Genomic DNA, 26,400 nt, shown 5'->3' on the forward strand with positions numbered 1-26,400 from the left:
CTAAAAAAAAAATGTTATGAAATAGGTCGTGGAGGAGGAGACTGTGTCTCTAAATGTATATTATAATGCGGTAAATACGTAAACCATTTAGGCGTTGTATAATTATTAAATACAAGCCCTTTAAAATTAAATGAAGAAGTTAATACGTGTTTATCTATATCTGTTTTAAAAATGGATTTGTGTTGTGCTTTTTGTTCTTCAGATAATGAAAAAAGACTATTAAAAAAAGTAAGTATTTGGTGGGAGTGATTCGTACTTACTGAGTTGTTATGTGAATGGTGATGGCTAGAATGTGAATGCGTGTGTGTATGATGACCTAATGCATTATGCGAATGTATTGCTGTACTTGTTGCATTAATTTTATTGTAATTTTGAAGTTGGTCTCCAACATAGTGCGATATTGTGTGAAGCATTTCGAAAACCGTATGTTTTAAAGGCGAAATCATATAACATATCGCTATAGCAATAATGACGCATTTAAAAAGTAGGGATTTTATGCTTGACAGTATTTTCAAAAAAAAAGTCTTATATAAAAAGCGAAAATACAGATATTTTATTACCTAAACACTTTGTTTTGTGAGAACAATATGATATTCTTTTTAACTGAAATAAAACATGCTTAATCTCAGTGTAATACTAATTTTAAATTTAAAAATATAAGATGTAAAATAATGATATTACAGATACAAATATCCAAAGTGTTGTTGCAAAAATTATAGGTTTCCAACCTGTAGTTTTAAGATCTGAAATAGACATTGTGGTACCTACTAAAAATAAAGTAACTACAAGTAAATGTTTAGATATAGTAACAAATGTATGTGTAATGGGTTCTGGTAATAGGTTTGCACTGTGCACAAAAATGGCAGCAATAAATAATGCTATAAAGAGCGGAAATTTTATTTTCTGTCCGCTATTTTTAAATAATAACATAGATACAATAGACATTGGTATTATCCATAATGTTCTTGAGAGTTTTACGGTTGTGGCTATGTTTAAGGCTTCTTCTCCGTAGCTAAGTGCCGCTCCAACTACAGAGCTGGTATCGTGAATAGCAACAGCACACCATAAACCAAATTGATGCTGATTTAACCCAATAAGATGCCCGAAGTATGGAAATACAATTAAGGCAACTGCATTTAAAAAGAAAACTACACCTAAAGCCATAGTAATAGTTTTTGTATCGGCTTTAATTATTGGAGAAATAGCAGCAATTGCACTACCGCCACAAATTGAGGTTCCAGACGTTATTAAATGTCCTAAAGTTTTGTCTAATTTTAGATAACGCGATAACAATAAACCAAAACTAACTGTTAAAATAACACAGAACAGTGTAAGGCCAAAACTAGAAATGCTAGTTTTTATAGTTTCAACTAAAGCCATGCCGAAGCCTAAACCTACAACTGCAATTTTTAGTAAGAAATGAATGCTTTTTTGGCTTTTTTCTAAAAATGGATGTTTAAAAAATAATGTGAACACAAAGCCTAATGTAAGTGCTATTGGGCTAGAGATATAACCTGATAAAGCTAATGCGATTACAGTGAAAAAATATATTTTAGATAAAAGAATTCTCATTGTCCTTAAAATTTTAAACAAAGATACAATGAGTCTATAATTAAAATGCGACAATAAAAGTTATGTGTAATAACTTTTAGTTATAATTAAGTGTGATGAGTTTTTCAAAAAAATCTTTGGTTTTAGATTGATAACCCTGTCTAGATACAAAATAAAACCAGCGTTCAAAATTAAAATTCTGAATGTCTATCACTTTTAGTTTATTATTTAATAAATCGTCACTAACAGAGTGAATGGAAAGTAACGCGTAACTTTTAGAATGATAGAGATAATTTTTAATAGCAATCGTACTATTTAATGTAACATTAGAGTTCAGGTTTTTAATGCCGTATTCGTGTAATTTTTTATAAATAATTTCGCGTGTTCCAGATCCGTACTCACGTTCTACCATGGGTAAGGTTTTTAGATCATTTAATTGTAATACATCTGTTTTAAATTTAGGGTTATTGGCATTTGTAACTAAAACAATTTCATCTTTTATAAATTTATCGTATTGTAATTGTTTATTGTGGCTACTGCCTTCTATAATACCAAAATCTAATTGTAAACTGGTAATTAATTGTTCTATATGCTCTGTATTGCCACTAATAAGTTGGATGTTGGTATTTGGAGTGTTTTTTTGAGATTTGGCTAATACTTTTGGAAGTATGTAATCGGCTAATGTTGTGCTAGCACCAAATTTAATGTGTTTGTTTTCGTCTTGGTCTAAAGTAAGAAAATGGTTGTCTAAATCGGTATGAAGCGCTAAAATTTTATCTACATATTCTAAAAAGTCGAGTCCGTCTGGGGTTAATTCAATAGTATTACCTAACCGTATAAAGAACGTTTTTTTATAGGTGTCTTCTAAAGTGCGAATGGTTTTAGAAACTGCTGGTTGAGAGAGGTGTAAAACTTCTGCAGCTTTTGTAAAACTTAAATGAGAAGCAACTTCTTTAAAGATTTTAAATTTAACTTTCATGTACTAAGTGATAAACAGATTAATGTAATAAATTTTACTAGGTAAATGTTAAAAAACAAAATCGGTTTGAAAGTGTCCAAACCGATTTTTGAGTGTGTTTTAAATTGTTTAAGCTTTTTGTTTAAAATGTTTCAAAGCTTTGTATGTTTGTAGCGTTAATAACATCGTCATAATTTTCAATATCTACGCCACCAATATAATCTGCAGGAACAACAACTACCCTAAAATATTGGTTTTGTGTCCATACATTATCAAGTGTTCCAAGATCAAAATTGGCTTCTAAAAAAATTCTGAAGTCAACATCTGTAAAATCGTAATTATAAGTTAGTATGCCACCATCGTCAAAAAACTGTGTTTGAGGCACAAGTCTCCAAATTTCTGTTCCGTTTGAGGTTTCCCAAGACATGTATACTAAAACCACATCCGACTCTACAATATTAAAGCCATAATTTTGAGTGATTTCATAATTGTTAGATGCGTTAAAATCTAATTCAATTTCAAAGGCAGGAGCTACTTCTCCATCTAAACCATCTGCACCAGGAACCCCTTGGTCTCCTTCACAAGACATAAAGGTAATTGCTAAACATATAATAGTTATAATGTGTTTCATAAATTCAAATTTTAGACTAATAAAGTTTTCTTTTTTATTTTAAATGTAAGATTAATTAATAGAATCAGCAACTTTTTATAATTTTGATTCTAAATCCAAACGAGAAAAAGTATAGCTTTTTTATTGTAAATAAGCTATAAGTTCTGCTCTGATATTTTAATACCATTATTTATAATATATAAGAATATGTAGGTCGTTTCCTTTATTAATAGTGTAATAAAATTTTATCTGTAGCATGTTAAATTAATATACTTCTAAGAGTGTGTTTTTTTAATTTTATAAAAATTTATTTTAAGTAAAATAGCATTTAAAACGGCAAAAATTTATTTTCTATTTTTATAAGTAATATCGTTAGCAATACTGTTTTCATCCTCTTATATTTGTCTGCGTCAGAATTTGTTTAGCCGTAAAAGAGTATAAGAGTTTTTATCCCTTTTAAAATGAAAAAAATCAAGATTATATTAATGTGTTTGTGTTTGTGGGCATGTAATACAGAACAAAAAAAAGAAACCCAAATCTCAGAAATACCCATGTCTGCTTTAGTTTTAAAAGATGATATTTTAAAAATTAAATATGTAGAATATGGATTAGATACAAAAGCTAAATCTGATGTAGAATCTCTTAAAGTCTTTTTAGAACTTGAAACTATTATATCTGAGTTAAAATCTGGCGACTTATCTTATTTTCAGGGCGAAACGAAACCTATAATTTTAATGATGAAAGAATTAAAAGAAGACCTTCCAGAAAATATTGATTCTCCATCCATTCAAGCACGTTTAGTCTCTTTAGAAACTAAGATGTTAAAACTGCAAGGTCTCTTAAAATTACAAAACATTTCTAAAGCAGAACAATTGCAAAGTGTTAAAGAGGTTTTAATGGCACATTCTAATTTATATCTTCAAATTAATAAAAAGTACGAAAAAGACGCACAAAACATTGAAAAACCATGAGGTATTTAAAATCAATAATTTTTGGATTAACTTTATGTGTAATCGGGATTTCTAATCTACAGGCTCAAGATTTAAAAGCTAAAACGAGTATCCATACTAATCTTGATGCTTGGCACAAAGCAGCAGCAAAAGCAGCGTTTAATTCTTATTTTAATTTAATGACTAAAGATGCTGTTTTTGTGGGGACAGATGCGTCAGAACATTGGGAATTAGAAGCTTTTAAAGCTTACAGTAAGCCTTATTTTGATGCCGGAAAAGCATGGTCTTTTTCTGCTTTAGAGCGGCATATTTATGTAGTTAATGATTCATTAGCTTGGTTTGATGAATTGTTAGACACCCAAATGGGCGTGTGCAGAGGTTCTGGAGTTATGAAATATGAGAAAGGTACCTGGAAAGTGGCGCATTATGTTTTATCTGCAACTATTCCTAATAACCAAATGGATACAGTAACTGCGTTAAAATCTGTAGCAGATTCTACAATTATTTCTTCTTTAACGAAATAATTAAGTTTATTAGTGTTTTCAGTATATGTTAATATTTTGAGTCTACATTTAAACAATTAATAATATTTTGTGTGTTAAGTTAGTTAATTGTGAATATTTAACTTGTTTAATTGACTATAATTCAGTAGTTTTAGTTTTAATCTTAAATTAATTTATTATGGCAATTAAAAGTTTTGTAGGTTCAAGAAAACAGCAATTAAGGGAAATTGTGCATGTTCCTGTTCGAGTTAGCGATTATATGAGTCGAGAGCTTATTACGTTTAAACCTGAACAAATGGTGGAAGAGGTTATAGATAAATTAATCTTACACAAAATTTCAGGAGGTCCAGTGGTGAATGATAATTTTGAATTGATTGGTATTATTTCTGAAGGCGATTGTTTAAAACAAGTGAGCGATTGTAGATATTACAATTTACCAATGGAGCAGCATAAAGTAGAGAGTCGAATGATTAGAAATGTGGAAACCATAGATGGTAACATGAATATTTTTGATGCTGCCAATAAATTTTTAGAATCAAAAAGGCGTCGTTTTCCAATTGTTTCTGATGGTAAATTAGTAGGGCAAATAAGCCAAAAAGATATCTTAAAAGCGGCATTGACTTTAAAAGGGCACAATTGGAAATAGTGCCCTATTTTTATGAGTCTCTTTTTACTAAAGCATAGTAATCTCCTTCTAGAGGTAAATAGCCTTGGTTGTACACAAAATAGTATGTTGTGCCTGCTTTAGTGATGTATATACTTGTAAATAAACTAAAATCGAAACCTAAATTAAGTAACTTTAATTTGGTGGTTTTTGTTTTCTGTTCAGGGTTTAATGTTTCTAAAATCCGCCAATTTTTACGTAATTTATTATTTGTATTCCGAATTAAATTTTTACTATCCTTGTTTATTTGGTTGTTATAGGCATTTCTACAATAATCATTACAAAATTTTTTGTCCGATCTTCCTGTAATTTTCTCACCACATTCTAAACAAGTCTTAGTCATATTAAAATAATTTAGATACGCCAACAGCTAACACCCATGAGTCGTATGCATCAAAACGGATATCGTAACCTATAGCTGCTCCCAATTCAAATTCATTAGGTAATTCTAAGCCATATTCAACTTCTCCTCTAATTAAAAATAAATCTTCTTCTTTTGCAAATTCTTCTCCAACACCAAGCATAAATGTAAAATGCTCTCCAGGTTTATATAGCCCCATTAAGGCAGGTGCAATTGGTAATTCACGTTCTAAAATATTAATTTCTCCATTTTCATCTTCTTCATGCACTTCATAAGTCTCTAAAATAAAGTCTGTATGAACACCAATTCCCCATTTTTTATTTACCCAGTAATTGTAATTTAGACTTACCATAGGTACAACAAGCCATTTATTACCTTCAGCATGACTCCCTTGGTAAATATGTGCATGTCCAATCATCGCCCCTATTTGGTGATGCATAAATTCTTCGCTTCCTTCAGACTCTATTTCAGTATTGTATTTTTCCTCATGCTCTTGTGCATAAGTAGAATAAGCTGCGAATTGAAGCAGAATTAAGAATAGTGATATATTTTTCATGGTTGGTTATTTTTAAAGATTAAAGTTAAATAATAATAAGATTTGAGGTCTGTAAAAATGTATTATTTTTTCTATTTAAAGATGGTATAAATTAATTTTTAACCGTTTACAAACGACTACAATCGGTTGTAAGCGAGTTTAATTAGTTATTAACCGACTGTTTTTTAACTTTTCAAACATCTTTGTATCGTCTTAAAGTAATAAGATAAGTATTAACTGTTTAACATTAAAATTTATAATTATGAGCACACTTAGAAACAAAGTACAGTTGATTGGTAATTTAGGAAACGACCCAGAAATTATTAATTTAGAATCCGGTAATGTCTTAGCAAAATTTTCATTAGCCACTAATGAAAGCTATAAAAATAAATCTGGAGAGAAGGTTACCGATACGCAATGGCATAATGTAGTTGCATGGGGAAAAACGGCAAAACTTATAGAAAATTATCTTACAAAGGGTAAAGAAGTTGCTATAGAAGGAAAACTAACTTCTAGAAGTTATGATACTAAAGAGGGTGAAAAAAGATATATTACCGAAGTGGTCTGCGATGAAATTGTGTTGTTAGGAAAGTAATAGATTAGATAAGGGTAATTATTTTATTTACCCTTTTTCTTTCTCTTATTTCTATAAATTTTAAAAATCATAAAAATGGTAAATAAAATAAGAGTAGGTAAAATAATTACTAGATCTATTCGTGTAATAACATCTTCTTGATTGTTTGCCCAATTAACAAAAAGGATTTCCCAAATTATAAAGGTTAGCCAACATAAGCCTAAAATTATTTTTGATTTTTTTTTTCGCATAATACTTTAAGTTTTTAAAACACCAATTACAGAATCCTATTGTAAAAAAAATCAAATAAAATGTTTAAAGATTATTTGTATTTTATATTAAAAATATATCAAATAGTTTATTAATATTTTAAACTTTTGTTAAAAAAAGAATTGGGGATGATTAAAAAAAAAGACTAAAAGCGATATGTGTTTTTTAATAATTAGGTTAGAAGCTGATATATCTTAAAATTACATAAAATTTGTAATATATGATAGTCTTTCGGTTAACCTTTAGTATTTTTATGAAAAATAAAGAAGTTAAAACAATGTCTGTACAACCAAAATTAACCAGATTTAATCAGAATGTATTATCTAAGTATCAGATATACAACAGTATTTTCATGACGTTACCGTTTGACTCAATTACAAAAACGGGTGTTTTACTGCCTCTTTTTCATGAAACTTGTGAAAAAGGGTTTAAAAATGGAGATAACCCTACTACAATTGTAGAATCCTTTTTTGAAAAGTATCAAGCTAGACGGTCAGACGAAAGTCAGATAAATTTATTATTCAGATTTATACAGTATATAGAAAGACAAGTTGTATTGTTTGATGCTATTGAGGATGCTGCTTTCCCTATTGTAAATAATATGGAAGGTATTGGTACACTTCGTAGTTTAAAAGAAACAGCGAGCTCTGAAAATAGAACAGAATTATTAAAACAATATCTAGAAGAATTTAAAGTACGTATTGTACTTACTGCGCATCCAACGCAATTCTATCCAGGATCTGTGCTAGGAATTATTACCGATTTAACAACAGCTATCCAAGAAAACAATTTGTTGTTAATAAACGATTTATTAGCGCAATTAGGTAAAACTCCTTTTTACAAAAAAAAGAAACCTACACCATATGATGAAGCCATTAGCTTAATCTGGTATTTAGAGAATGTATTTTACTATTCTTTTGGTTCTATTTACGATTATATACAACAAAATATATTCGACAATAAAGAAATAGATAACGATATTTTAAATATCGGATTCTGGCCAGGTGGAGACCGTGATGGAAACCCTTTTGTTACACCAGAAATTACACTTAAAGTAGCCGACCGTTTAAAGCAAACAGTAATAAAAAATTACTACCGTGATTCTCGTAGATTAAAACGTAGATTAACGTTTACAGGTGTAGAAGAACGTATCTCTCTAATTGAAGAGAAGTTATACAAACAAATGGTTAACATAAAAGATAATTCTATAATCACTTTAGAAGAATTAGAGTCTGAATTGCAGTTAATTAAAATGACTTTAATTGAAAAACACCAGTCTCTATATGTTACAGAAGTACAAAGTTTTATTAATAAAATAAAATTATTCGGATTCCATTTTGCTGCTCTAGATATCAGACAAGATAGTCGTGCACACGATCAGGTTTTTACAGATATGGTAGAAGCTGTAATAGCCTCTGGAAGCGATATTTTCCCTAAAAATTACAATGAATTATCAGAAAAAGAGCAAGTAGCCATTTTATCTGAAGTTGAAGGTGCAGTAGATATGTCAATCTTTACAGGAGAAGATGTATTAAAAACGCTTAACTCTATGGTTGCTATAAAGCAAATTCAAGACCATAATGGAGAGCAGGCTGCTAATAGATATATAATTAGTAACAACCAAACGACCTTAAATGTTATGCAGTTGTTTGCCATGCTAAAGTTAGTCGCTTTTCATGATAAACTTACAGTAGATATCGGGCCATTGTTTGAAACCATCACCGATCTAGAAAATGCACATTTAGTGATGGAAGAATTATATACAAATCCAGCTTATAGTGCACATTTAAAATCTAGAGGAAACAGACAAACTATCATGCTTGGTTTCTCTGATGGTACTAAAGATGGAGGATATTTAATGGCAAACTGGGCCATATTTAAAGCTAAAGAACGCTTAACCGAAATCTCTAGAAAATATGATGTTACTGTATTGTTCTTTGATGGTCGTGGAGGACCTCCTGCACGTGGTGGAGGGAAAACACACCAGTTCTATGCTTCACTTGGGCCAACTATAGAAGATAAAGAGGTACAACTTACAATACAAGGACAAACTATTAGTTCTAATTTCGGTACATTAGATTCATCTCAATATAACTTAGAACAATTAATTAGTTCTGGTATTTATAATCGTTTAAACGATACCAATTTAGCGATGTCTTCTGCGAACACAGAAGTTATGAACGATTTAGCAGAAATTAGTTTTAAAACCTATTCTGATTTTAAAAATCACGCCATGTTCGTGCCATATTTAGAGCGCATGAGTACATTAAAGTATTATGCTAAAACTAATATTGGAAGTCGTCCTTCTAAGCGTGGGAAATCTGAAGGGTTAGTGTTTGAAGATTTAAGAGCCATCCCTTTTGTAGGGTCATGGAGCCAATTAAAACAAAATGTACCAGGTTTCTTTGGTGTTGGTACAGCGTTAAAGAAATACGAAGATGCTGGAACATTCGAAAAAGTAAAAGATCTTTACAAATCGTCTAGTTTCTTTAAAACATTAATAGAAAATAGTATGATGTCATTGTCTAAATCGTTCTTCGATTTAACAAAATATATGGCAGACGATCCTGAGTTTGGTGATTTCTGGAGAATTATTCATTCGGAATATGAATTAACTAAACGCTTACTTTTAAAACTTACAGGTTATGAAAAATTAATGGAAGATGAGCCTGCAGGTAAAGCTTCTATTGATATTAGAGAATCTATAGTATTGCCATTATTAACCATTCAGCAATTTGCTTTACGTAAAATACAAGAGTTAGAAAAAGCTGAAGTTAGAGATGAAGAACAAATTAAAATCTACGAGAGTTTAGTGACACGTTCTTTATTTGGAAATATTAATGCAAGTAGAAATTCTGCTTAAATACAAGTACTAACAAAAAAGCCTCTATTTATAGAGGCTTTTTTTATGCAACTTTCTGAAGTAAATCAAAACATGGACATTTGCCACAACGTTTTTTTTCAGATTTCATATATTTATTACAGCATTTGGTTTTGCATTTATCTGCAATCTTAATGCCTGAGTCTAATAAAATAGCTTTTGCTTTTTTTAGCTCTTTCTTCTTTAACTTAGGAGTTTTCTTTTTGCCCAAAACAAATATCACTAATAGTTTAGGCGCTAAAAATAATTATTTTTACTTAATCTAAATAAGATTTAGTGTTAAAATTTACTCCGGACTAATTGTAGCTGCGGTACTTACGGTTAATTGATTGATGTCTCTATCAAATAAATATAAACCGCCTTTATCATCTCCTATTAAATTTATCTTATCTAATATTGTACGTGCCATAGCTTCTTCTTCTATCTGCTCAGACACATACCACTGTAAGAAATTGTGTGTGGCATAATCTTTTTGTTCTAATGAAATATGAACCAATTCATTTATGCTTTCACTAACAAAAACTTCGTGTTCAAACAACATCTCAAACATATCTTTAAACGATTTAAACGTAACATTTGGAGCCTTAAGTTCAGAAATAAAGGCGTGACCTCCACGTTCGTTTACAAACTTGATTAATTTTAGCATGTGTTCGCGCTCTTCATCAGATTGCTTATACATGAAATTAGAAATTCCTTCTAAGCCTTTAACTTCTGCCCAGCACGCCATGGCTAAATAAATTTGAGAAGATTCGGCTTCTATTCGTATCTGTTTATTTAATACTTCTTCTATTTTTTTTGATAACATATTTCTTCGGTTTTTATCAAAGTTATATATAAATCATTTCATTTTTTAATTAAAATGCTTTAGAATTCATTTTTTTAGAGATTCTAAATAATAAAATTTCTTTAGTGTAAAAGGTAATTCTTATACCAAAAAGTAAAATTATTCCGCCAATAATCATTTGTAATGTAATGGTCTCTTCAAGAAAGATCCAAGCTAATATAGAGGCTAAAATGGCTTGCCCCAATAAACTAACCGATACTCTTGTGGCTCGCATATGTTTGGTGGCATAGCTTATAAGTAACCAAGCTAAAAGCTGACAAACTAAGCCTTGAACCACAAGTACAAGCCACCCCATGTTGGTAAATCCAGAAAAGGGTTCGTTCATTATAAAACTAATAAGGCCTAGTGCTACTGCCGATGATACTACACTAATGGTCATAAATGATAACACATCCATAGCTTCTAAAATAAATTTACTTGTTAGCATATATACGGCATAAAGCATGCCTGAAAGTATGGCAAAAAAGAATGCGATATCAAAATCAAGATTCAAGAAAAACTGAAAGCCTACTAAGGTGACCATACCAATTATGGCAATTAGAGTACCAATCCAAAAATTGCGTTTAGGTTTGTCTTTTAAAAATAAAAACGCTCCAATACCTACCCACACTGGGGATAAATTGGTAAGCAGTGTGGCTTGAGTTGCCGAAGATTCCTGAATCGCGATATTCCATACGCCAACATCTAAACCAAATACTACACCGCAAAGCGCCGCTAACATGAAGAGTTTTACCGAAGGAATCTTAAGTTGTTTTGTTATTAAAACATAAGGTAATATAATACCCGAAGCAAAAAGCATACGGTAAAACGCAGAGATTAATCCGGGAGTTAAACTTAACCGTACCAATACCGGAAATATAGAAATACATAGTATACCTATAACGAGTGCTATTCTAGGTTTTGTCATTGCAAATGAATTATAAAAGTCGGCCAAAAATATGTTTTTTTATATTATAAAACTGATACAAATTATGCCTTGTTTGATGCAATGTTAACCAGAGAAAAAAATAATATTAGAATTTGAAATTAAAACTAAGTGTTTAAAAATAAATGTGTTGTGCAAGTCTGTAGGTGTTTGCATGTGCATCTACAATTGTTTTTATTTGTGGAGAATATCCGCCGCCCATATTACAAACTACAGGAATTTTATTGTTTTTACAGGTTTCTAAAATAAACCGATCTCTATCTTTACAACCGTGAAGTGTAAGCCCAAGCTTTCCTAATTTATCTGAAGCGATAACATCTACACCGCATTGATAAAATATAAAATCGGGTTGAAATTCTGAAATTAACTTTGGTACAGTATTTTTTAATAGTTTTAGATATGTATTGTCTGTGCAGTCATTATCTAATGCAATATCCAAATCACTTTGTTCTTTATCAAAAGGATAGTTGTGTTTACCATGCATAGAAAATGTAAACACGCGAGCTTCATCTTTAAAAATTTCGGCAGTTCCATTACCTTGGTGCACATCCAAGTCTATAATTAATATCCGGTTTGCATGTCTTTGCTTTAATAAATAATTAGCTGCAATAGCTTGGTCATTTAATATGCAAAAGCCTTCTCCATGCCCAGAATACGCATGGTGAGTGCCTCCTGCTATATTCATGGCAATACCATACTGTAATGCAAATTTAGAGGCTTCTAATGTGCCTGAAACAATTATAAGTTCTCTATTAACGAGTTGCGAACTAAATGGAAGCCCAATTTTACGTGCCGCAGAAGCTTCTAAAGTGTCGTTTAATAAATTTTGAACATAATCGGGATCATGAATATCCATAATCACTTGATAATCTTCGATGACTTTAGGTTCAAAAAAATTATCTAACGTACATGTGCCTTCATGTAATAATTGAAGGCGAATAAGCTCATACTTTTCCATAGGAAATCGGTGCCCATTTTTTAATGGGTGAATATAATATGGATGATAAGCAATCTTTAACATTTTACTTATGCAGCTTTAGTTGGATGCGTTTTCTTGCAACATCTACCTCCAATACTTTTACAATGATTTGCTGATGTAAACTAACGTGTTTACTCACGTCACTCACAAAAGTATCAGCTAAATTTGAGATGTGAATCAAGCCACTTTCTTTTATGCCTATGTCTACAAAACACCCAAAATTGGTGATGTTATTTACAATTCCTGGCAACAATTGCCCTTCAGTAACATCTGCAATGGTTTTAATATCCTGATTAAACGTAAACACCTTAGCTTGTTGCCTGATATCTAATCCAGGTTTTTCTAATTCTTTAATAATATCTTTCAAAGTTGGTAATCCAACAGTATCTGAACAGTAGGTTTTAAGGTTTATGTTTTGAAGTGCTTCTTTATTTCCTATAAGTTTAGAGATGCTTATGCCGGAATCTTTAGCCATATTCTGAACAATATTATAGCTTTCTGGATGTACAGCAGAATCGTCTAACGGATTTTTAGCATTCTTAATCCTTAAAAATGCGGCACCTTGTTCATAGGCTTTGTTTCCTAAACGCGGTACTTTTTTTATGGCCGTTCGCGACAAAAATGCGCCGTGTTCTGTTCTGTAATTTACTATGTTTTCGGCTAGTTTTGGTCCAATTCCTGAAACATAGCTTAACAGTGATGTGCTTGCTGTATTAATATTAACACCAACCGAGTTTACACAATGTGCCACAGTCATGTCTAAACTGCTTTTAAGTTTAGATTGGTCTACATCATGCTGATATTGTCCAACGCCAATAGATTTGGCATCAATTTTAACGAGTTCGGCTAAAGGGTCTTGTAAACGTCTACCAATAGATACAGAGCCTCTTACGGTAACATCATAATTAGGAAATTCGTCTCGCGCAATTTTTGAAGCAGAATAAATAGAGGCTCCAGCTTCGCTCACCACAAACACTTGAATATCGGTTTTAAAATGGATACGTCTAATTAAGGTTTCGGTTTCTCTGGATGCGGTTCCGTTACCTATGGCAATAGCTTCAATTTTATAAGCTTCAACCAAAGTGCTAATTTTCTTTATGGCACCTGTTGCATCGTTTTTAGGCGGATGCGGATATATGGTTTCATTGTATTTTAAATCGCCTTGTGCGTCTAAACAAACGACTTTACATCCTGTTCTAAAACCTGGGTCTATGGCTAAGACCCGTTTTTGACCTAAGGGCGACCCTAAAAGCAATTGTTTTAAGTTTTTTGCGAATACCTGAATTGCAGATTCATCGGCTTTATCTTTAGCTTTCTGTACTATTTCGTTAGTTAATGCAGGTAATAATAAACGTTTGTAGGCATCTTTTATAGCTATAGCAATTTCGTTGGCACAGGCGTTGTTAGTACGTATAATACGGTCTTCCATTTTGTTTAAAACAGCTTCATCGTCAATCGCAATTTTTACACGAATAAAACCTTCTTTTTCTGCTCTTAATATGGCTAATAACCTGTGCGACGGAATGCGGTTTAGGGTTTCTGTCCAATCAAAATAATCTTTATATTTTTGAGCTTTTTCATCCTCTGCTTTTGTGTTAATCACTTTGGTTGAAATGGTCGCATAGCGTTCTAGTTGATAACGAATATTATTTCTAATATCGGTGCGTTCATTAATCCATTCGGCAATAATATGTCGTGCACCTTCTAGAGCATCTTCTACAGAAGAAACATCATCTTTTACATATTTAAATGCAATAGATTCTACATCATTTGCATTTTGACTCATGATAATTTTAGCCAACGGTTCTAAGCCTAATTGTCTTGCTTTTTCAGCTTTAGTTTTTCTGCTTTTTTTAAATGGTAAATATAAATCTTCGAGTGTAATTAAATCGGTAGTCGATTCTATTTTTGTTTGAAGTTCTGGGGTTAATACCTCTTGTTCTTCAAGGGCTTTTAAAATGGTCACTTTACGTTTCTCTAGCGTATCGAAGACGTCTTTGTGTTTTACAATAGTTGCAATTTGTACTTCATCTAAATTTCCGGTTAATTCTTTTCTGTAGCGCGATATAAACGGAATTGTACAATCTTCTTGTAAGAGTTTTAAAGTGTTTTTTACACCAGTTTCAGGAAGTTGTGTTTGGGCAATGATGTATTGTAAAATAGACATGTTTTAATTTTAAAAAGAACTGTAAATATAAGGATGTTGATTAGAAAAAAGGTGACCTAATTAGAAATAAAACGACCTCTCAAATTAATGTTTAAGAGGTCGTTTTGTATATGATTTAAGATACTAATTTAGTTCACAAAATAGTCCACTTCAAATTTTGCCATAGTTGCCATACGGCCTTTATTTAAGTTTAAAATACCATTTACAAGTGTGTAATTATCTGCAACTTCTAAGACTTTCATAAATTCTGTTTCTACAGTCATATTTGGACAAGCCATCATGGTGTGCATCATTTTAGAGAATGTAACACGATTACCTTCTAATAATTCGTACTCGCCACCAAAACCATTACAACTTGTATTACCGCTTACACGATTGTCTGAACTATGTAATATTAAATAGGGGGCTTTACTTACGTTTTCAATTGGTTTTCCGTAAAACTCAACTAATTTCCAAGGTTTGTCTTTCAAGTCTTCTAAATGCTGTTTTTTTAGCATATAAGCATTTGCTAAATCTCCAGTTATTTTTTCTCCAGAAGTATCTAAAAGTGTTATACTTGTTTCGCCAACAAAATAGGTTTGAGTCTGATTTTTAGTTTTTAAAATTACTTTAGTTCCTGTTTTATCCCAAGAAAAGGAACCTGTTTCTGTATTAACTGTTTTAGATTTTCCAAGATATTTTGTTTTTTCAGTAAAAGTTAAATCGCTATTAAGTTCAATTACAGTTTTAATGCCTTCGCAGTCTGCGCAAGGTGTTGTCCCAACGTAAATACCATTCCAATCTAAGCTATTCATACTATTATCTCCTGTTAATGCCGTGTCTTTGTTGGTTTTACAACTTGCTATTAGAACGGTAATCATTAAACATGCTAATACTTTCTTTATCATAAAAATTGCATTTATATAAGGTTATTTTAGCTTATTTGTAATCCGTTAGTTACGCCTTTTTCATCCGGATTAACAAATACTAATTTGCCTTCTGCTGTTTCGGTCATTAAAATCATACCTTCACTTTCTACACCACGTAATGCTCTTGGCGCTAGGTTTACAAGTACTGTAACACGTTTTCCAACTACATCTTCTGGTTTAAAACTTTCGGCAATTCCAGAGACAATAGTTCTCACATCAATTCCGGTGTCTACTTTTAAAACCAATAATTTTTTAGCTTTCGGCATTTTCTCTGCTTCTAAAATCGTGCCAACACGTAAATCTAATTTAGAGAAATCATCGAAAGTAATAGTATCTTTTTGTGGTTCAGCTACTTTGTTAGCGGCTTCGTTAGCTTTCTTACTCGCAATTAATTTATCTAATTGTTGCTGTATGGTGTCGTCTTCAATTTTAGTAAATAACAATTCTGCTTTTGCTATTTGGTGTCCGGCAGTAAGTAATACATCTTTAATTGCAATGCTATCCCAATTATTTTCATCTGAAAGGTTTAATATTACTTTAAGTTTCTCTGATGTAAATGGTAAGAAAGGCTCCGATAACGTAGCAAGACCGGCAGCAATTTGTAACGCTACAAACATTATGGTTTGTGTACGAGCCACATCGACTTTAATCATTTTCCAAGGTTCTTCATCGGCTAAATACTTGTTTCCAAGTCGGGCTAAATTCATTAATTCTTGGCTTCCTTCACGGAATCTGTAGCGTTCTATAGAGCTTGAAATTACAGACGGATAAGCTTTTAAAGCGGCTAAAGTTTCTTCGTCTACTTGAGAGAATTCGCCTGCTGTAGGGACAACACCGTTATAATATTTATTGGTTAACACCACTACACGGTTAATAAAGTTCCCGAAAATAGCAACCAACTCGTTATTATTTCTGGCTTGGAAATCTTTCCAAGTAAAGTCGTTATCTTTAGTCTCAGGAGCATTTGCTGTTAACGCATAACGCAATACATCTTGTTGTCCTGGGAAATCTTCTAAATATTCTGGTAACCAAACGGCCCAGTTTTTAGAAGTCGATAATTTGTTACCTTCTAAGTTTAAAAATTCGTTAGCTGGTACATTTTCAGGTAAAATATAAGACCCTTCTGCTTTTAACATAGCTGGGAAAATTATACAGTGAAATACAATATTATCTTTCCCGATAAAGTGCACTAGTGTGGTGTCTTTATCTTTCCAATACGGTTCCCAATCTTTCCCTTCGCGAGCAGCCCATTCTTTAGTAGATGAGATGTAACCAATAGGCGCATCAAACCAAACGTAAAGTACTTTTCCTTCGGCACCTTCTACAGGAACGGGAATTCCCCAATCTAAATCGCGAGTTACGGCACGTGGTCTTAAACCGTCGTCTATCCAAGATTTTACTTGACCATAAACATTAGGTTTCCAGTCTTTTTTATGACCTTTTAAAATCCATTCTTTTAAAAAGTCTTCGTGCTTATCTAAAGGTAAAAACCAGTGTTTAGTTTGTTTTAAAGTGGGTACGTTTCCTGTAATAGCCGATTTTGGATTTATTAAATCTGTGGCATTTAAACTACTTCCACATTTTTCGCACTGGTCGCCATAAGCTTCTTCGTTACCACATTTTGGACATGTTCCTGTTACAAAACGGTCTGCTAAAAACTGATTTGCTTCTTCATCGTATAACTGCTCTGTTGTTTCTTCTGTAAATTCTCCTTTTTCATATAAAGTTGTAAAGAATTCTGAAGCCGTGTCATGATGAATTTTAGCTGAGGTTCTAGAATAATTATCAAAAGAAACGCCAAAATCTTCAAACGATGTTTTAATAATCGCGTGGTATTTATCTACAATATCTTGAGGCGTTACACCTTCTTTTTTAGCTTTAATTGTAATGGGTACACCATGTTCGTCGCTTCCGCAAATAAAAAGAACATCGTTTCCAGTTAAGCGTAAATATCGTGCATAAATATCTGCAGGTACATAAACACCGGCTAAGTGGCCAATGTGTATTGGGCCGTTGGTGTAAGGTAACGCTGCTGTAATGGTATATCTTTTAGACATGTCTTGTTTCGGTTTTAAAGGCACAAAAGTACGCATTTCATTAACCATTTAGAAAAAAAATGTATTTTTACAAAAAGCACATTTTATGTCCTCATACAAATTATTCTTATCCCTATTTTTTATTGTTTTTAGTTTAAATTTAAGTCCCATAATGGCGCAACAATCTACAGTTTCTTCTAAAGTAAATACACCTAAAACTTATATTAAACCACCGTATTTAAAAGCAGGCGATACAGTTGCTATTGTAGCCCCTTCTGGAGTTTTAAAAAATAGATATGACGAATTGGAGCGTGCTAAAACTTTATTAGAAAGTTGGGGATTACATACTGTAGTTGGCGAACATGTATTTGCACAAAACGGACACTTTGCAGGAACAGATAAACAACGTGCAGCAGATTTTCAGAAGGCCTTAGACGACCCTAAAGTTAAAGCCATTTGGTGTGCTCGAGGCGGATATGGTACCGTGAGAATGATAGATTTATTAGATTATTCTAAGTTTAAGTTACAACCAAAATGGGTTATTGGGTATTCAGATATTACGGCCATTCATAACCAGATACACAATTTAGGTTACCAATCTATGCATGCTATGATGTGCGTGAGTTTACCTCAGAATATATCAGATATTCCCGAAACTATCTCGACTTTTAAAGATGCAATTTTTGGAAACCATTTATCTTATGTTTTAAAAGGGTCTACTTACAATAAACCAGGCATGGTGACCGGACCACTTACAGGAGGTAATTTAACACTGTTACATACCATGTTAGGTTCGGAAACCAGTATTGATGTTTCTGGAGAAATTCTTTTTATTGAAGAAATAGGCGAGTACGCCTACCATATAGACCGGATGTTACAAAGCTTAAAACGTGCCGGATATTTTGAACATTGTAAAGGAATTTTGGTGGGAGATATGAGTAAGGTACGTAAAAACACCACAGCGTTTGGTAGAACGATTGAAGAAATTGTTCTGGATATAGCGGCCGATTACGATTTTCCTGTAGCCTTTAATATGCCTGCTGGACACGAAAAAGATAATCGCGCCTTAATTTTTGGAAGTACCGTAACACTGAAAGTTGAAAAAAATGAATCGACTTTAGTATTTAAGGAGTAAGGTTGAAAACTGGCTCATAACGTTTCTTGGTTTAAGCTTTTACCTAGATAGTATTCATGTGGACATGCCGAACTGGTTTCGGTATCTCATAGAAAGTAAGCTGTTTCTAATTTTGATGTGATTCTGAAACAAATTCTGAATGACGTATTGAACAATATAAATAAATTCTAAAAAAGAAATACAAAATTCAATTCTCAATTTATTATTGCGACACATTTTTCCCTGTTAATGGCATATCCAGAAGCAACGATTCACGAGGTGACTGATGGCGGAATGTAAAAGACAGCTTTAGAAAATTCAGAATATGTTCCTATCACAAAAATGTGTCTTGATAATCTAAACACGTTTTTAAAGTATTTAGAATAGTTAATATAGCTTTCGCTGAAATATAAAAAACAGCAAACTTCCCAAACAGTACAGTGCCACGTCTACCCAATCTGCAGTATATCTCGGGTTTGACTTTGGGAGCCACCGTTCAAATACCAAGGCATAGAAAAGTGTTAATAGAACAATGGGTAATAAAGGAAGATATCTATCTTGGTCTGCTTTTATAAGGCGAACACCAATCAAGCAAATCGATAAAACAAGCGGCATACACAAGGCATCATTTACATAGAATGTTATCCAATTGGGGAGCGGTAAATTTAAAATACTAGCGCTGTAAATACTGCTTGCCACAACTAATCCAGCTATAAACACAGGATGTTTTAAAATGTTCATGCTGCTAAAAAAGTAAAAAGCCAAGCAAAAAAAGCTCCAATGGCCATTACAACAATAACTATAGAATTTGTAAGGTGAGCGCCAATACGAACAAAAGGATTTTTACTTTGTTTTCCGGATTCAATCCATGATGGCGATGTTTTTTTCTGAGTGTTTTCGCGTTCTATACGTTGTTTTTCACGTTCTTGATGTGCTATTTCACGACGTTTTTTATAAGAAAGAAGGGTGCCACAGTTAGAACAATGGTCGGCATTGGTGTTGTATAAACCACAATTCGGACATTTTATTTGAACTGTACCACCCATATAATTATCTTGTTAAATATATTTTATCTAATTCAGTTTAAATATAAAAAAGGAATCAAGATATCTTTAACGTAAATGCAATTTATAAGGTCTCTTTTAACCATTTAAAAAACTCGTGTTGCCAAACTAAAGCGTTTTGAGGTTGTAGCACCCAATGGTTTTCATCTGGTAAATACAATAATTTACTTTTAATATTTCGTAATTGTGCCGCTTGAAAAGCTGCTAAACCTTGTTCTATAGGTACGCGATAATCTTTACCGCCTTGAATAATTAAAATTGGTGTATCCCATTTATCGACATATGTTATTGGATTAAATTCGTTAAATGCTTTTTGTGCTGTTGCATTTGATTTATCCCAATAGTTTCCGCCAAAATCATGATTAACAAAAAATAATTCTTCTGTTGTTCCTGCCATAGTTCTGGTATCGAAAACGCCATCGTGTGCAATAAAAGATTTAAATCGTTTATTGTGTATTCCCGCTAAATAGAATACAGAATAACCACCATAGCTTGCTCCAATGGCACCTAATCTGTCAGTGTCTACATACGGTTCTTTAGCAATATTATCTATAGCAGATAGATAATCATCCATGACTTGTCCTCCCCAATCTTTGCTAATAGCCTCGTTCCATGCTACACCATGTCCTGGCATACCTCTACGGTTTGGTGCTACAATAATATAGCCTTGAGATGACATAAGTTGGAAATTCCAACGGTACGAATAAAATTGAGATAATGGCGATTGCGGTCCGCCTTGAGCATATAATAAGGTTGGGTATTTTTTAGTAGCATCGAAATTTGGAGGTAAAATAACCCAAACTAACATTTGTTTATTATCTGTAGTGGTTACGTAACGTTTTTCTACCTTAGGTAAATCTAATTTACTGTACAAGTCATCATTTAGAGCAGTTAGTTGTTTAAAAGCAGAATCCTTTAAGTTAAAGGTGTAAATCTCACTTGCCTGATTCATGTCACCTCGAGTAACTATCAATTTGTCGTCTAGTTCGGCAACGATACCTCTAACATCAAACTGACCTTTAGAGAGTTGTTTAACTACAGGAGCCATGCGTTTTTTTCCAGGATAATTTACCGTGAACAACTGTATGGTGCCGTCTACAGGTGCGGTAAAATACAGTTTAGACCCATCTTTACTCCAAACAAAACTATTTACAGTACCATCCCAATGTTGAGTTAAGTTTTGTTTTATTCCGCTTTCAAAAACAACAATATCATTTTTGTCGCTTTCGTAACCATCGGTTTTCATTTGTAACCAAGCTAAGGCGCCTTTTGGTGAGAACGCTGGATTGGTGTCGTATCCTTTATTAGATTCGGTAATATTTATAGTGGTTTTAGTCGCAATATCGTATTTGTAAATATCGGTATTTGTACTCGTAGCGTATGCTTTTCCTTTTAATTTTTTACTAACGTAGTAGATGCTTTTACTGTCTGGACTCCAAATATAATCTTCGTCGCCACCAAACGGACGTTGTGGTGTGTAATAGGGTTGGTTAGGCATAAGGTCTATAGCCGCATCATCATCGGCGTCTACTTTTTTATAAAAGACATGCTCGTAAGACCCATCGCTCCAAGTATCCCAATGGCGATTGTCTAAATCTGTAAACACATACGCATTGGCTTTATCAAGATTTTTGTAAATATCTTTAGCTTTTACATCTTCTAAATGCACGGTTTTGTGAAATAATTTAAAAGTACCATCTGGAGATATTTTTTTGTCTGCAACCGCAACATCTTCCTTTTCAATTTGTACAGCCTTTCCGCCATTAACAGGTATTTTAAAATAGGAGGTATCAAAAGTGTTGTTTTCAATATTCGGAATTTTAACACTGTAAAAAAGGAGTGTGCCATCTGTAGAGAGTCCCATGGCGTTAATGCGTTTTACACTCCAAAGTAATTCGGGATTCATTACCTGTTGTGCAGTAGATAAATAGCTAGTAATCAATGTTATTAGAATTAGGATTAATTTTTTCATTTGTATATAAATTGAACTCCTCAAATATACGGATTTGAGGTTGTTTCATTTATTAAAAATAGTATAAAGTAAATAGTGCTTTTGGCATATATTTTAATGTTTAAGAAGAAATTATGCTTAGAATAAGTTGCGACATAAAAACAGATTTTAAAATGTTCTTTGTAATTTAGAATTCTAATGTTATAATTTTCAGTAATCATGGCGCAGCATAATGAACTTGGTGAATTGGGAGAAGATATGGCTGTTAGCTTTCTGCAGAACAAAGGTTACGAGATTATAGAACGTAATTATCGGTACAGAAAAGCAGAAGTAGATATTTTGGCAAAGAAAGTCGATATACTTGCTGTAGTTGAGGTGAAGACGCGGTCGACTTCTGTTTTTGGAAATCCGCAGGATTTTGTTAAACCAAAACAGATTCAGCGTTTAGTGGCAGCAGTAGATGCTTATGTGACGTCTAATGATTTAGATGTAGAAGTGCGTTTTGATATTATCGCCATTGTAAAAACCAATCAGAATTACGAGATTGAACATTTAGAAAATGCTTTTTATCATTTTTAAAATAAAAACTTATGAAACTAGTAGTATTAGACGGTTACACATTAAACCCTGGCGATTTAAGTTGGGATGCATTAAAGGCATTAACAACTGTAACAATTAACGACCGTACAGCTATAAATAACGCTGCAATACTGGAAGCTGTTGGCGATGCGGAAGCAGTTATTACTAACAAAGTACCATTGCAGAAAGCCGTGTTAGAACAATTACCCAATTTAAAATACATTGGTGTATCTGCAACAGGCTTTAATATAATAGATATTGAGGCTGCTAAACATCAAGATATAGTGGTTACTAATGTGCCTGCCTATAGTACAAAGTCTGTTGCTCAATTTACAATGGCGTTAATTTTGGAGTTGTGTCATCATGTTGGAGCACATAGTACCGCTGTGCATTCGGGACAATGGGAAAACGCTAAAGATTTTAGTTTTTGGAATAGTCCGTTAATAGAATTAGAAGGTAAAACTATTGGTATTGTTGGGTTTGGGCAAATAGGAAAAGCGACAGCGGCATTAGCTCAGGCTTTTGGCATGCAGGTTTTAGTGCATAATAGAACGGTCTATCCAGACTATGAAACCGATACCCTAACTTTTGTTGATTTAGATACTTTGCTGTCTGAAGCCGATTTTTTGAGTTTGCATTGTCCAATGACAGAAGATACAGCAGGTATTATTAATACTGCATCGTTAGCTAAAATGAAATCGGGTGCCTTTTTAATTAATACCTCTCGTGGCGGATTAGTGGTGGAAGCCGATTTAGCTGAAGCTTTAAATTCTGATAACATTGCAGGTGCAGCTGTAGATGTTGTTTCTGAAGAACCTATAGCATCTAATAATCCGCTTTTAGGTGCCAAAAATTGTATTATTACACCGCATATTGCTTGGGCACCTTTAGAAGCCAGAAGGCGTTGTATGGACATTGTTGTGGCTAATGTAAAAGCTTTTTTAAACGATGCGCTTGTAAATGTTGTGTCGGAGTAAATTAAAACAGTAAATTTTAAATAAATTTATCCATTAGTTGGGTGTAGAGTGAATTTTATTATGACATTAAAATTTAGAGAATACATGTATTTAAATACATAATTCATGATAATAGACGCTTTTATTTCATTTATAATAAAAATATAAGCATACATATTGGTGTAGTATAAGTGTATACATTAAAAACAGAGTTGTTTTGTTGTTTTTTAGTTCTTTTAAGTAGTCTTAAGAAATAGATATGCATCTTTATCTATTTTAAGAAAAGCAATACTGTTTATAAAGTAAAGACTCTAAATGTTAAAAAGGAATAATTTAAACTAAACCATTATGTTAAAAAAGCTTGTTGCATTATCATTTATTATCTGTGTGTGTAATAATTTAATAGGGCAATCTACGTATCAATTTCCTAAAGAATACACGGTTTTAAATGTCGAGCCTGCTAAAACAGATTCTAGAATAAAAGAAGCTAATACGCCGCATTTAGTTGTGTATAATCCAACAGCCAAACAAGGTAAGCTATTGTTGTTTATGCCAGGTACAGGAGGTATTGCCTTAAAGGGACCAAAGAGTTTATTTTCTGTAGCTGTATATCAAGGATATCATGTAATTAATCTATCCTATATTAATACGCCAGCAGTGGCACAAATATGTAGAGGAAATACGCTAACAAAAAATTCTAAATGTACTTCAGATTTTAGGACAATGCGTATTTATGGCGATAATAATTTCTCACTTATAGAAGATGAAGCACATGATGCTATAGTAAACCGATTAACTAAGTTGCTTATTTATTTAGCTGAAAATGATAAAAAAGGCAATTGGGGTGCATATCTGGAAAATGGCAAACCAAAATGGAGTGAAATAGCTGTCTCTGGTCAGTCTCAAGGCGGAGGCATGGCAGCTTTTATAGCGAAACGTGAGCGCGTGGCACGCGTAGTAGATTTTTCTGGTGGTTGGGATTTTTCAGCCAAAAACAAAATTGCGTTTTGGTATACCAACGAGAGTGCAACACCTTTAGATTTATGGTATGGTACATATCATGTTACCGAGCCTATGGCTAAAACTATTGAAGAAACTTATTTAGCCATGGGGATCCCTAAAGATCATATTTACCCTTTTAATTTACCTGTCCCTGAAGGAAAAAAAGGACACTCTAATGGTGTTAGAAATATAGGGTATACAGACCAATGGATTGAATTGTTAGGAAAAGGAAATTAAATGCGCATAATTTCTGAGTTAATCTCATAAAAAGACTTAATAATTATATTTTTCTATAAAAAAGTATGTTAGAAAGTAAGTAATTTTACTCTCTAGCATACTTTTTTTATTAAGAATTGGAGTTATTGTAAATGAGAAGCAAGTCTGTATTTATACTATTTTTTTTAGCATTTTTATCTCTTTACGGAAATCAGCAACCTCATGAAGAGTACCAAGGCTGGATGCGTGAAGAAGATAGTTTAATTAAAGACGGTTTTTTTGAAGAAGCTTTACTGTTAGATATTGATATTGTCGAAAAGGCCAAGAAAAACAATGATATATTTACTGTAACCGTAGGATACATAAGAATAGCAAATATTTTATGCACCTTTGGTGAGCATTTAGAGAGTTTGCGATATCTAGATTTAGCTGATAATTTAATAGATGAGGATAAAAATACAAATCTAAAAATTAGAGTGTTGGCTAATTATGCCAGAAATTATACCGCCTTAAATTTTAATAATAAAGCAATTGCATATTATAACGAATGTATAACGTTATGTAGCAAATTACCTCCTAACTACAATTACCTGCTCTCCTTTTTATATATTAATAAGGCAGATGCATTTTCAAATACTCCTTATAAATTAGATTCTACTCTAGTGTATTTACATAAGGCTATTAAAATTAAAGAAAATGCTTTTAAATATGCAGTAGTAGCAAACTATTATTTAAAGAAAGATATCAATTTAGATTCTGCAAAAACGTATTTAAACAAGAGTAAATTATTAGTCCAAAATTCAGATATTACAGAATATCATAAATCTATAGTTTTACATGCAGAGGCTAATTACAATAAATCTACTGGAAATTATAACGATGCTATAAAATTCTATAAAGAGTCTTTAGAGATTTCTAAAAGGCTTAAAATATTAGAAAATGTAAAATTAGCCTATAAACTTATATCTGAAACATATGCTAAATTGCAAGAAGACGAGCTATCTCATGAGTATTTATTAAAGTACACAGTTATTACAGATAGTATAAATACGAGATACAATAAAAATATTGATGATGTAATCAATACTTTTTTAACAGAGCAAGAGCTTGATTATAAAGAGAAAGAAAAAAAATATAGCTCACTTATTGTTGCGGTTGTTTTGGTTTTTGTATTTGCAGTTTTTCTAATAATTTATAATACTTATACTTATAAAGCTAAAAAACGTAGAGTGCTTCTTGAAAAAGAAACCTTGTTAAAACAAAAAGAGTTAGAAAGTAAAAAACTAAAACAAAAACTTAATGAAGCGTTTGATGAGGTAGATGCATTAGCAAAAACTAACGATCCTTCCTTTTTAATTCGTTTTCAAGAAGTGTATCCACAAGTATGCGAAAATCTTCTAAAAATTAATCCTAAACTAGTAAATACAGAATTATCACTTTGTGCCATGATTTGGCTTAATTTCTCTTCTAAAGATATTGCTAGTTTCACTAATATTCAGCCAAGAACTGTACAAACCAAAAAGTATAGGTTACGCAAAAAGCTAAACATTCCAGAAGATGAAAATATTTATACCTGGATTAAAAAGCTATGAGTAATTTAGAGCTATATTTATTCTGTTCTGTGAATTTAAAACTGTGTTTTAACAAAAATTATAATTTTATCAATTGTAATTTTTGATTATCACAATTAATTAAATTATAAATTAACAATATTCGTCCATAATATTTTTATACTCTCAAAAATTACTGTATTACACATGGTGTAGTACAAGTGTATACCCTTCAAACTCCCTATTTAACCG

The 26,400-nt window shown here is 32.3% G+C and carries 24 protein-coding genes; 10 read left to right on the forward strand and 14 right to left on the reverse strand.

Going from position 1 to position 26,400, the window contains the following annotated elements; translation table 11 throughout:
- Window positions 1-14: 14 nt before the first annotated feature.
- The 4 genes from FNB79_RS04680 to FNB79_RS04695 all read right to left on the reverse strand — a co-directional run bounded on the left by FNB79_RS04680 (window position 15) and on the right by FNB79_RS04695 (window position 3,140).
- The gene (locus FNB79_RS04680; RefSeq protein ID WP_143380200.1) at window positions 15-413 is read right to left on the reverse strand and encodes a hypothetical protein; all 399 of its coding nucleotides are present in this window, start codon (window positions 411-413) and stop codon (window positions 15-17) included.
- A 235-nt stretch (window positions 414-648) separates the two neighbouring features.
- Window positions 649-1,572 (reverse strand): YeiH family protein, encoded by a 924-nt coding sequence (locus tag FNB79_RS04685; protein ID WP_143380201.1) that lies wholly within the window; start codon window positions 1,570-1,572, stop codon window positions 649-651.
- 76 nt (window positions 1,573-1,648) lie between these two features.
- The gene (locus tag FNB79_RS04690) at window positions 1,649-2,530 is read right to left on the reverse strand and encodes a LysR family transcriptional regulator (RefSeq protein WP_143380202.1); all 882 of its coding nucleotides are present in this window, start codon (window positions 2,528-2,530) and stop codon (window positions 1,649-1,651) included.
- 121 nt (window positions 2,531-2,651) lie between these two features.
- Entirely contained in the window at window positions 2,652-3,140 is a 489-nt protein-coding gene (locus tag FNB79_RS04695; RefSeq protein ID WP_143380203.1) for a hypothetical protein, read from the reverse strand.
- A 440-nt stretch (window positions 3,141-3,580) separates the two neighbouring features.
- Here FNB79_RS04695 and FNB79_RS04700 point away from each other — a divergent pair, with 440 nt between their 5' ends.
- The 3 genes from FNB79_RS04700 (at window position 3,581) to FNB79_RS04710 (ending at window position 5,218) form a co-directional block, all read left to right on the forward strand.
- Window positions 3,581-4,090, forward strand: a complete 510-nt coding sequence (locus FNB79_RS04700; RefSeq protein WP_143380204.1) for a hypothetical protein — start codon at window positions 3,581-3,583, stop codon at window positions 4,088-4,090.
- Window positions 4,087-4,593 carry a nuclear transport factor 2 family protein gene (locus tag FNB79_RS04705; protein ID WP_143380205.1) on the forward strand — a complete coding sequence of 169 codons (507 nt, stop codon included), beginning with the start codon at window positions 4,087-4,089 and terminating at the stop codon, window positions 4,591-4,593. The genes FNB79_RS04700 and FNB79_RS04705 overlap by 4 nt, the downstream gene beginning before the upstream one ends.
- A gap of 157 nt (window positions 4,594-4,750) precedes the next feature.
- The gene (locus FNB79_RS04710) at window positions 4,751-5,218 is read left to right on the forward strand and encodes a CBS domain-containing protein (RefSeq protein WP_143380206.1); all 468 of its coding nucleotides are present in this window, start codon (window positions 4,751-4,753) and stop codon (window positions 5,216-5,218) included.
- Between the two features lie 10 nt (window positions 5,219-5,228).
- On the opposite strand, the gene FNB79_RS04715 is transcribed toward FNB79_RS04710, so the two are convergent.
- Both FNB79_RS04715 and FNB79_RS04720 read right to left on the reverse strand, forming a co-directional pair.
- The gene (locus FNB79_RS04715; RefSeq protein ID WP_143380207.1) at window positions 5,229-5,579 is read right to left on the reverse strand and encodes a hypothetical protein; all 351 of its coding nucleotides are present in this window, start codon (window positions 5,577-5,579) and stop codon (window positions 5,229-5,231) included.
- A gap of 1 nt (window position 5,580) precedes the next feature.
- Window positions 5,581-6,153 carry a hypothetical protein gene (locus FNB79_RS04720; protein ID WP_143380208.1) on the reverse strand — a complete coding sequence of 191 codons (573 nt, stop codon included), beginning with the start codon at window positions 6,151-6,153 and terminating at the stop codon, window positions 5,581-5,583.
- Between the two features lie 241 nt (window positions 6,154-6,394).
- Here FNB79_RS04720 and FNB79_RS04725 point away from each other — a divergent pair, with 241 nt between their 5' ends.
- Both FNB79_RS04725 and FNB79_RS04730 read left to right on the forward strand, forming a co-directional pair.
- Window positions 6,395-6,727, forward strand: coding sequence for a single-stranded DNA-binding protein (locus tag FNB79_RS04725; RefSeq protein WP_143380209.1), 333 nt, complete (start codon window positions 6,395-6,397; stop codon window positions 6,725-6,727).
- 526 nt (window positions 6,728-7,253) lie between these two features.
- Window positions 7,254-9,839: a phosphoenolpyruvate carboxylase gene (locus tag FNB79_RS04730; RefSeq protein WP_143382561.1), complete on the forward strand. Its 2,586-nt coding sequence runs from the start codon at window positions 7,254-7,256 to the stop codon at window positions 9,837-9,839.
- Between the two features lie 304 nt (window positions 9,840-10,143).
- Here FNB79_RS04730 and FNB79_RS04740 read toward each other — a convergent pair whose 3' ends face one another.
- The 6 genes from FNB79_RS04740 to metG form a co-directional block, all read right to left on the reverse strand.
- A complete protein-coding gene (locus FNB79_RS04740) occupies window positions 10,144-10,662 on the reverse strand; it encodes a ferritin (protein ID WP_143380211.1) in 519 nt (172 codons plus the stop codon).
- Window positions 10,663-10,711: 49 nt separating this feature from the next.
- Complete coding sequence (locus tag FNB79_RS04745) at window positions 10,712-11,608, reverse strand: DMT family transporter (RefSeq protein WP_143380212.1); 897 nt, start codon at window positions 11,606-11,608, stop codon at window positions 10,712-10,714.
- 133 nt (window positions 11,609-11,741) lie between these two features.
- Entirely contained in the window at window positions 11,742-12,647 is a 906-nt protein-coding gene (locus tag FNB79_RS04750; RefSeq protein ID WP_143380213.1) for a histone deacetylase family protein, read from the reverse strand.
- A gap of 1 nt (window position 12,648) precedes the next feature.
- Window positions 12,649-14,772, reverse strand: a complete 2,124-nt coding sequence (locus FNB79_RS04755; protein ID WP_143380214.1) for a Tex family protein — start codon at window positions 14,770-14,772, stop codon at window positions 12,649-12,651.
- Between the two features lie 128 nt (window positions 14,773-14,900).
- Window positions 14,901-15,659 (reverse strand): copper resistance protein NlpE N-terminal domain-containing protein, encoded by a 759-nt coding sequence (locus FNB79_RS04760; RefSeq protein WP_143380215.1) that lies wholly within the window; start codon window positions 15,657-15,659, stop codon window positions 14,901-14,903.
- 26 nt (window positions 15,660-15,685) lie between these two features.
- On the reverse strand, window positions 15,686-17,773 hold the full coding sequence (metG, locus tag FNB79_RS04765; RefSeq protein WP_143380216.1) for a methionine--tRNA ligase: 2,088 nt from the start codon (window positions 17,771-17,773) through the stop codon (window positions 15,686-15,688).
- A gap of 49 nt (window positions 17,774-17,822) precedes the next feature.
- Here metG and FNB79_RS04770 point away from each other — a divergent pair, with 49 nt between their 5' ends.
- Window positions 17,823-18,851 (forward strand): S66 peptidase family protein, encoded by a 1,029-nt coding sequence (locus tag FNB79_RS04770; RefSeq protein ID WP_185967839.1) that lies wholly within the window; start codon window positions 17,823-17,825, stop codon window positions 18,849-18,851.
- Window positions 18,852-19,567: 716 nt separating this feature from the next.
- Here the strand turns inward: FNB79_RS04770 and FNB79_RS04780 are convergent.
- Both FNB79_RS04780 and FNB79_RS04785 read right to left on the reverse strand, forming a co-directional pair.
- Window positions 19,568-19,876: a hypothetical protein gene (locus FNB79_RS04780; RefSeq protein WP_143380218.1), complete on the reverse strand. Its 309-nt coding sequence runs from the start codon at window positions 19,874-19,876 to the stop codon at window positions 19,568-19,570.
- An 82-nt stretch (window positions 19,877-19,958) separates the two neighbouring features.
- A complete protein-coding gene (locus FNB79_RS04785; protein WP_143380219.1) occupies window positions 19,959-21,866 on the reverse strand; it encodes a S9 family peptidase in 1,908 nt (635 codons plus the stop codon).
- Window positions 21,867-22,064: 198 nt separating this feature from the next.
- Between FNB79_RS04785 and FNB79_RS04790 the strand changes: the two genes are divergently transcribed.
- From FNB79_RS04790 to FNB79_RS04805, 4 genes are all read left to right on the forward strand, one after another.
- Window positions 22,065-22,424: a YraN family protein gene (locus FNB79_RS04790; protein WP_143380220.1), complete on the forward strand. Its 360-nt coding sequence runs from the start codon at window positions 22,065-22,067 to the stop codon at window positions 22,422-22,424.
- A gap of 11 nt (window positions 22,425-22,435) precedes the next feature.
- Complete coding sequence (locus FNB79_RS04795) at window positions 22,436-23,401, forward strand: D-2-hydroxyacid dehydrogenase (protein ID WP_143380221.1); 966 nt, start codon at window positions 22,436-22,438, stop codon at window positions 23,399-23,401.
- 327 nt (window positions 23,402-23,728) lie between these two features.
- A complete protein-coding gene (locus FNB79_RS04800) occupies window positions 23,729-24,619 on the forward strand; it encodes a BPSS1187 family protein (RefSeq protein WP_143380222.1) in 891 nt (296 codons plus the stop codon).
- Between the two features lie 131 nt (window positions 24,620-24,750).
- Window positions 24,751-26,190 (forward strand): tetratricopeptide repeat protein, encoded by a 1,440-nt coding sequence (locus tag FNB79_RS04805; RefSeq protein ID WP_143380223.1) that lies wholly within the window; start codon window positions 24,751-24,753, stop codon window positions 26,188-26,190.
- The last annotated feature ends 210 nt before the right edge of the window (window positions 26,191-26,400 follow it).

It is taken from the genome of Formosa sediminum (genome assembly GCF_007197735.1).
GTDB classification, from domain to species: Bacteria; Bacteroidota; Bacteroidia; order Flavobacteriales; family Flavobacteriaceae; genus Formosa; species Formosa sediminum.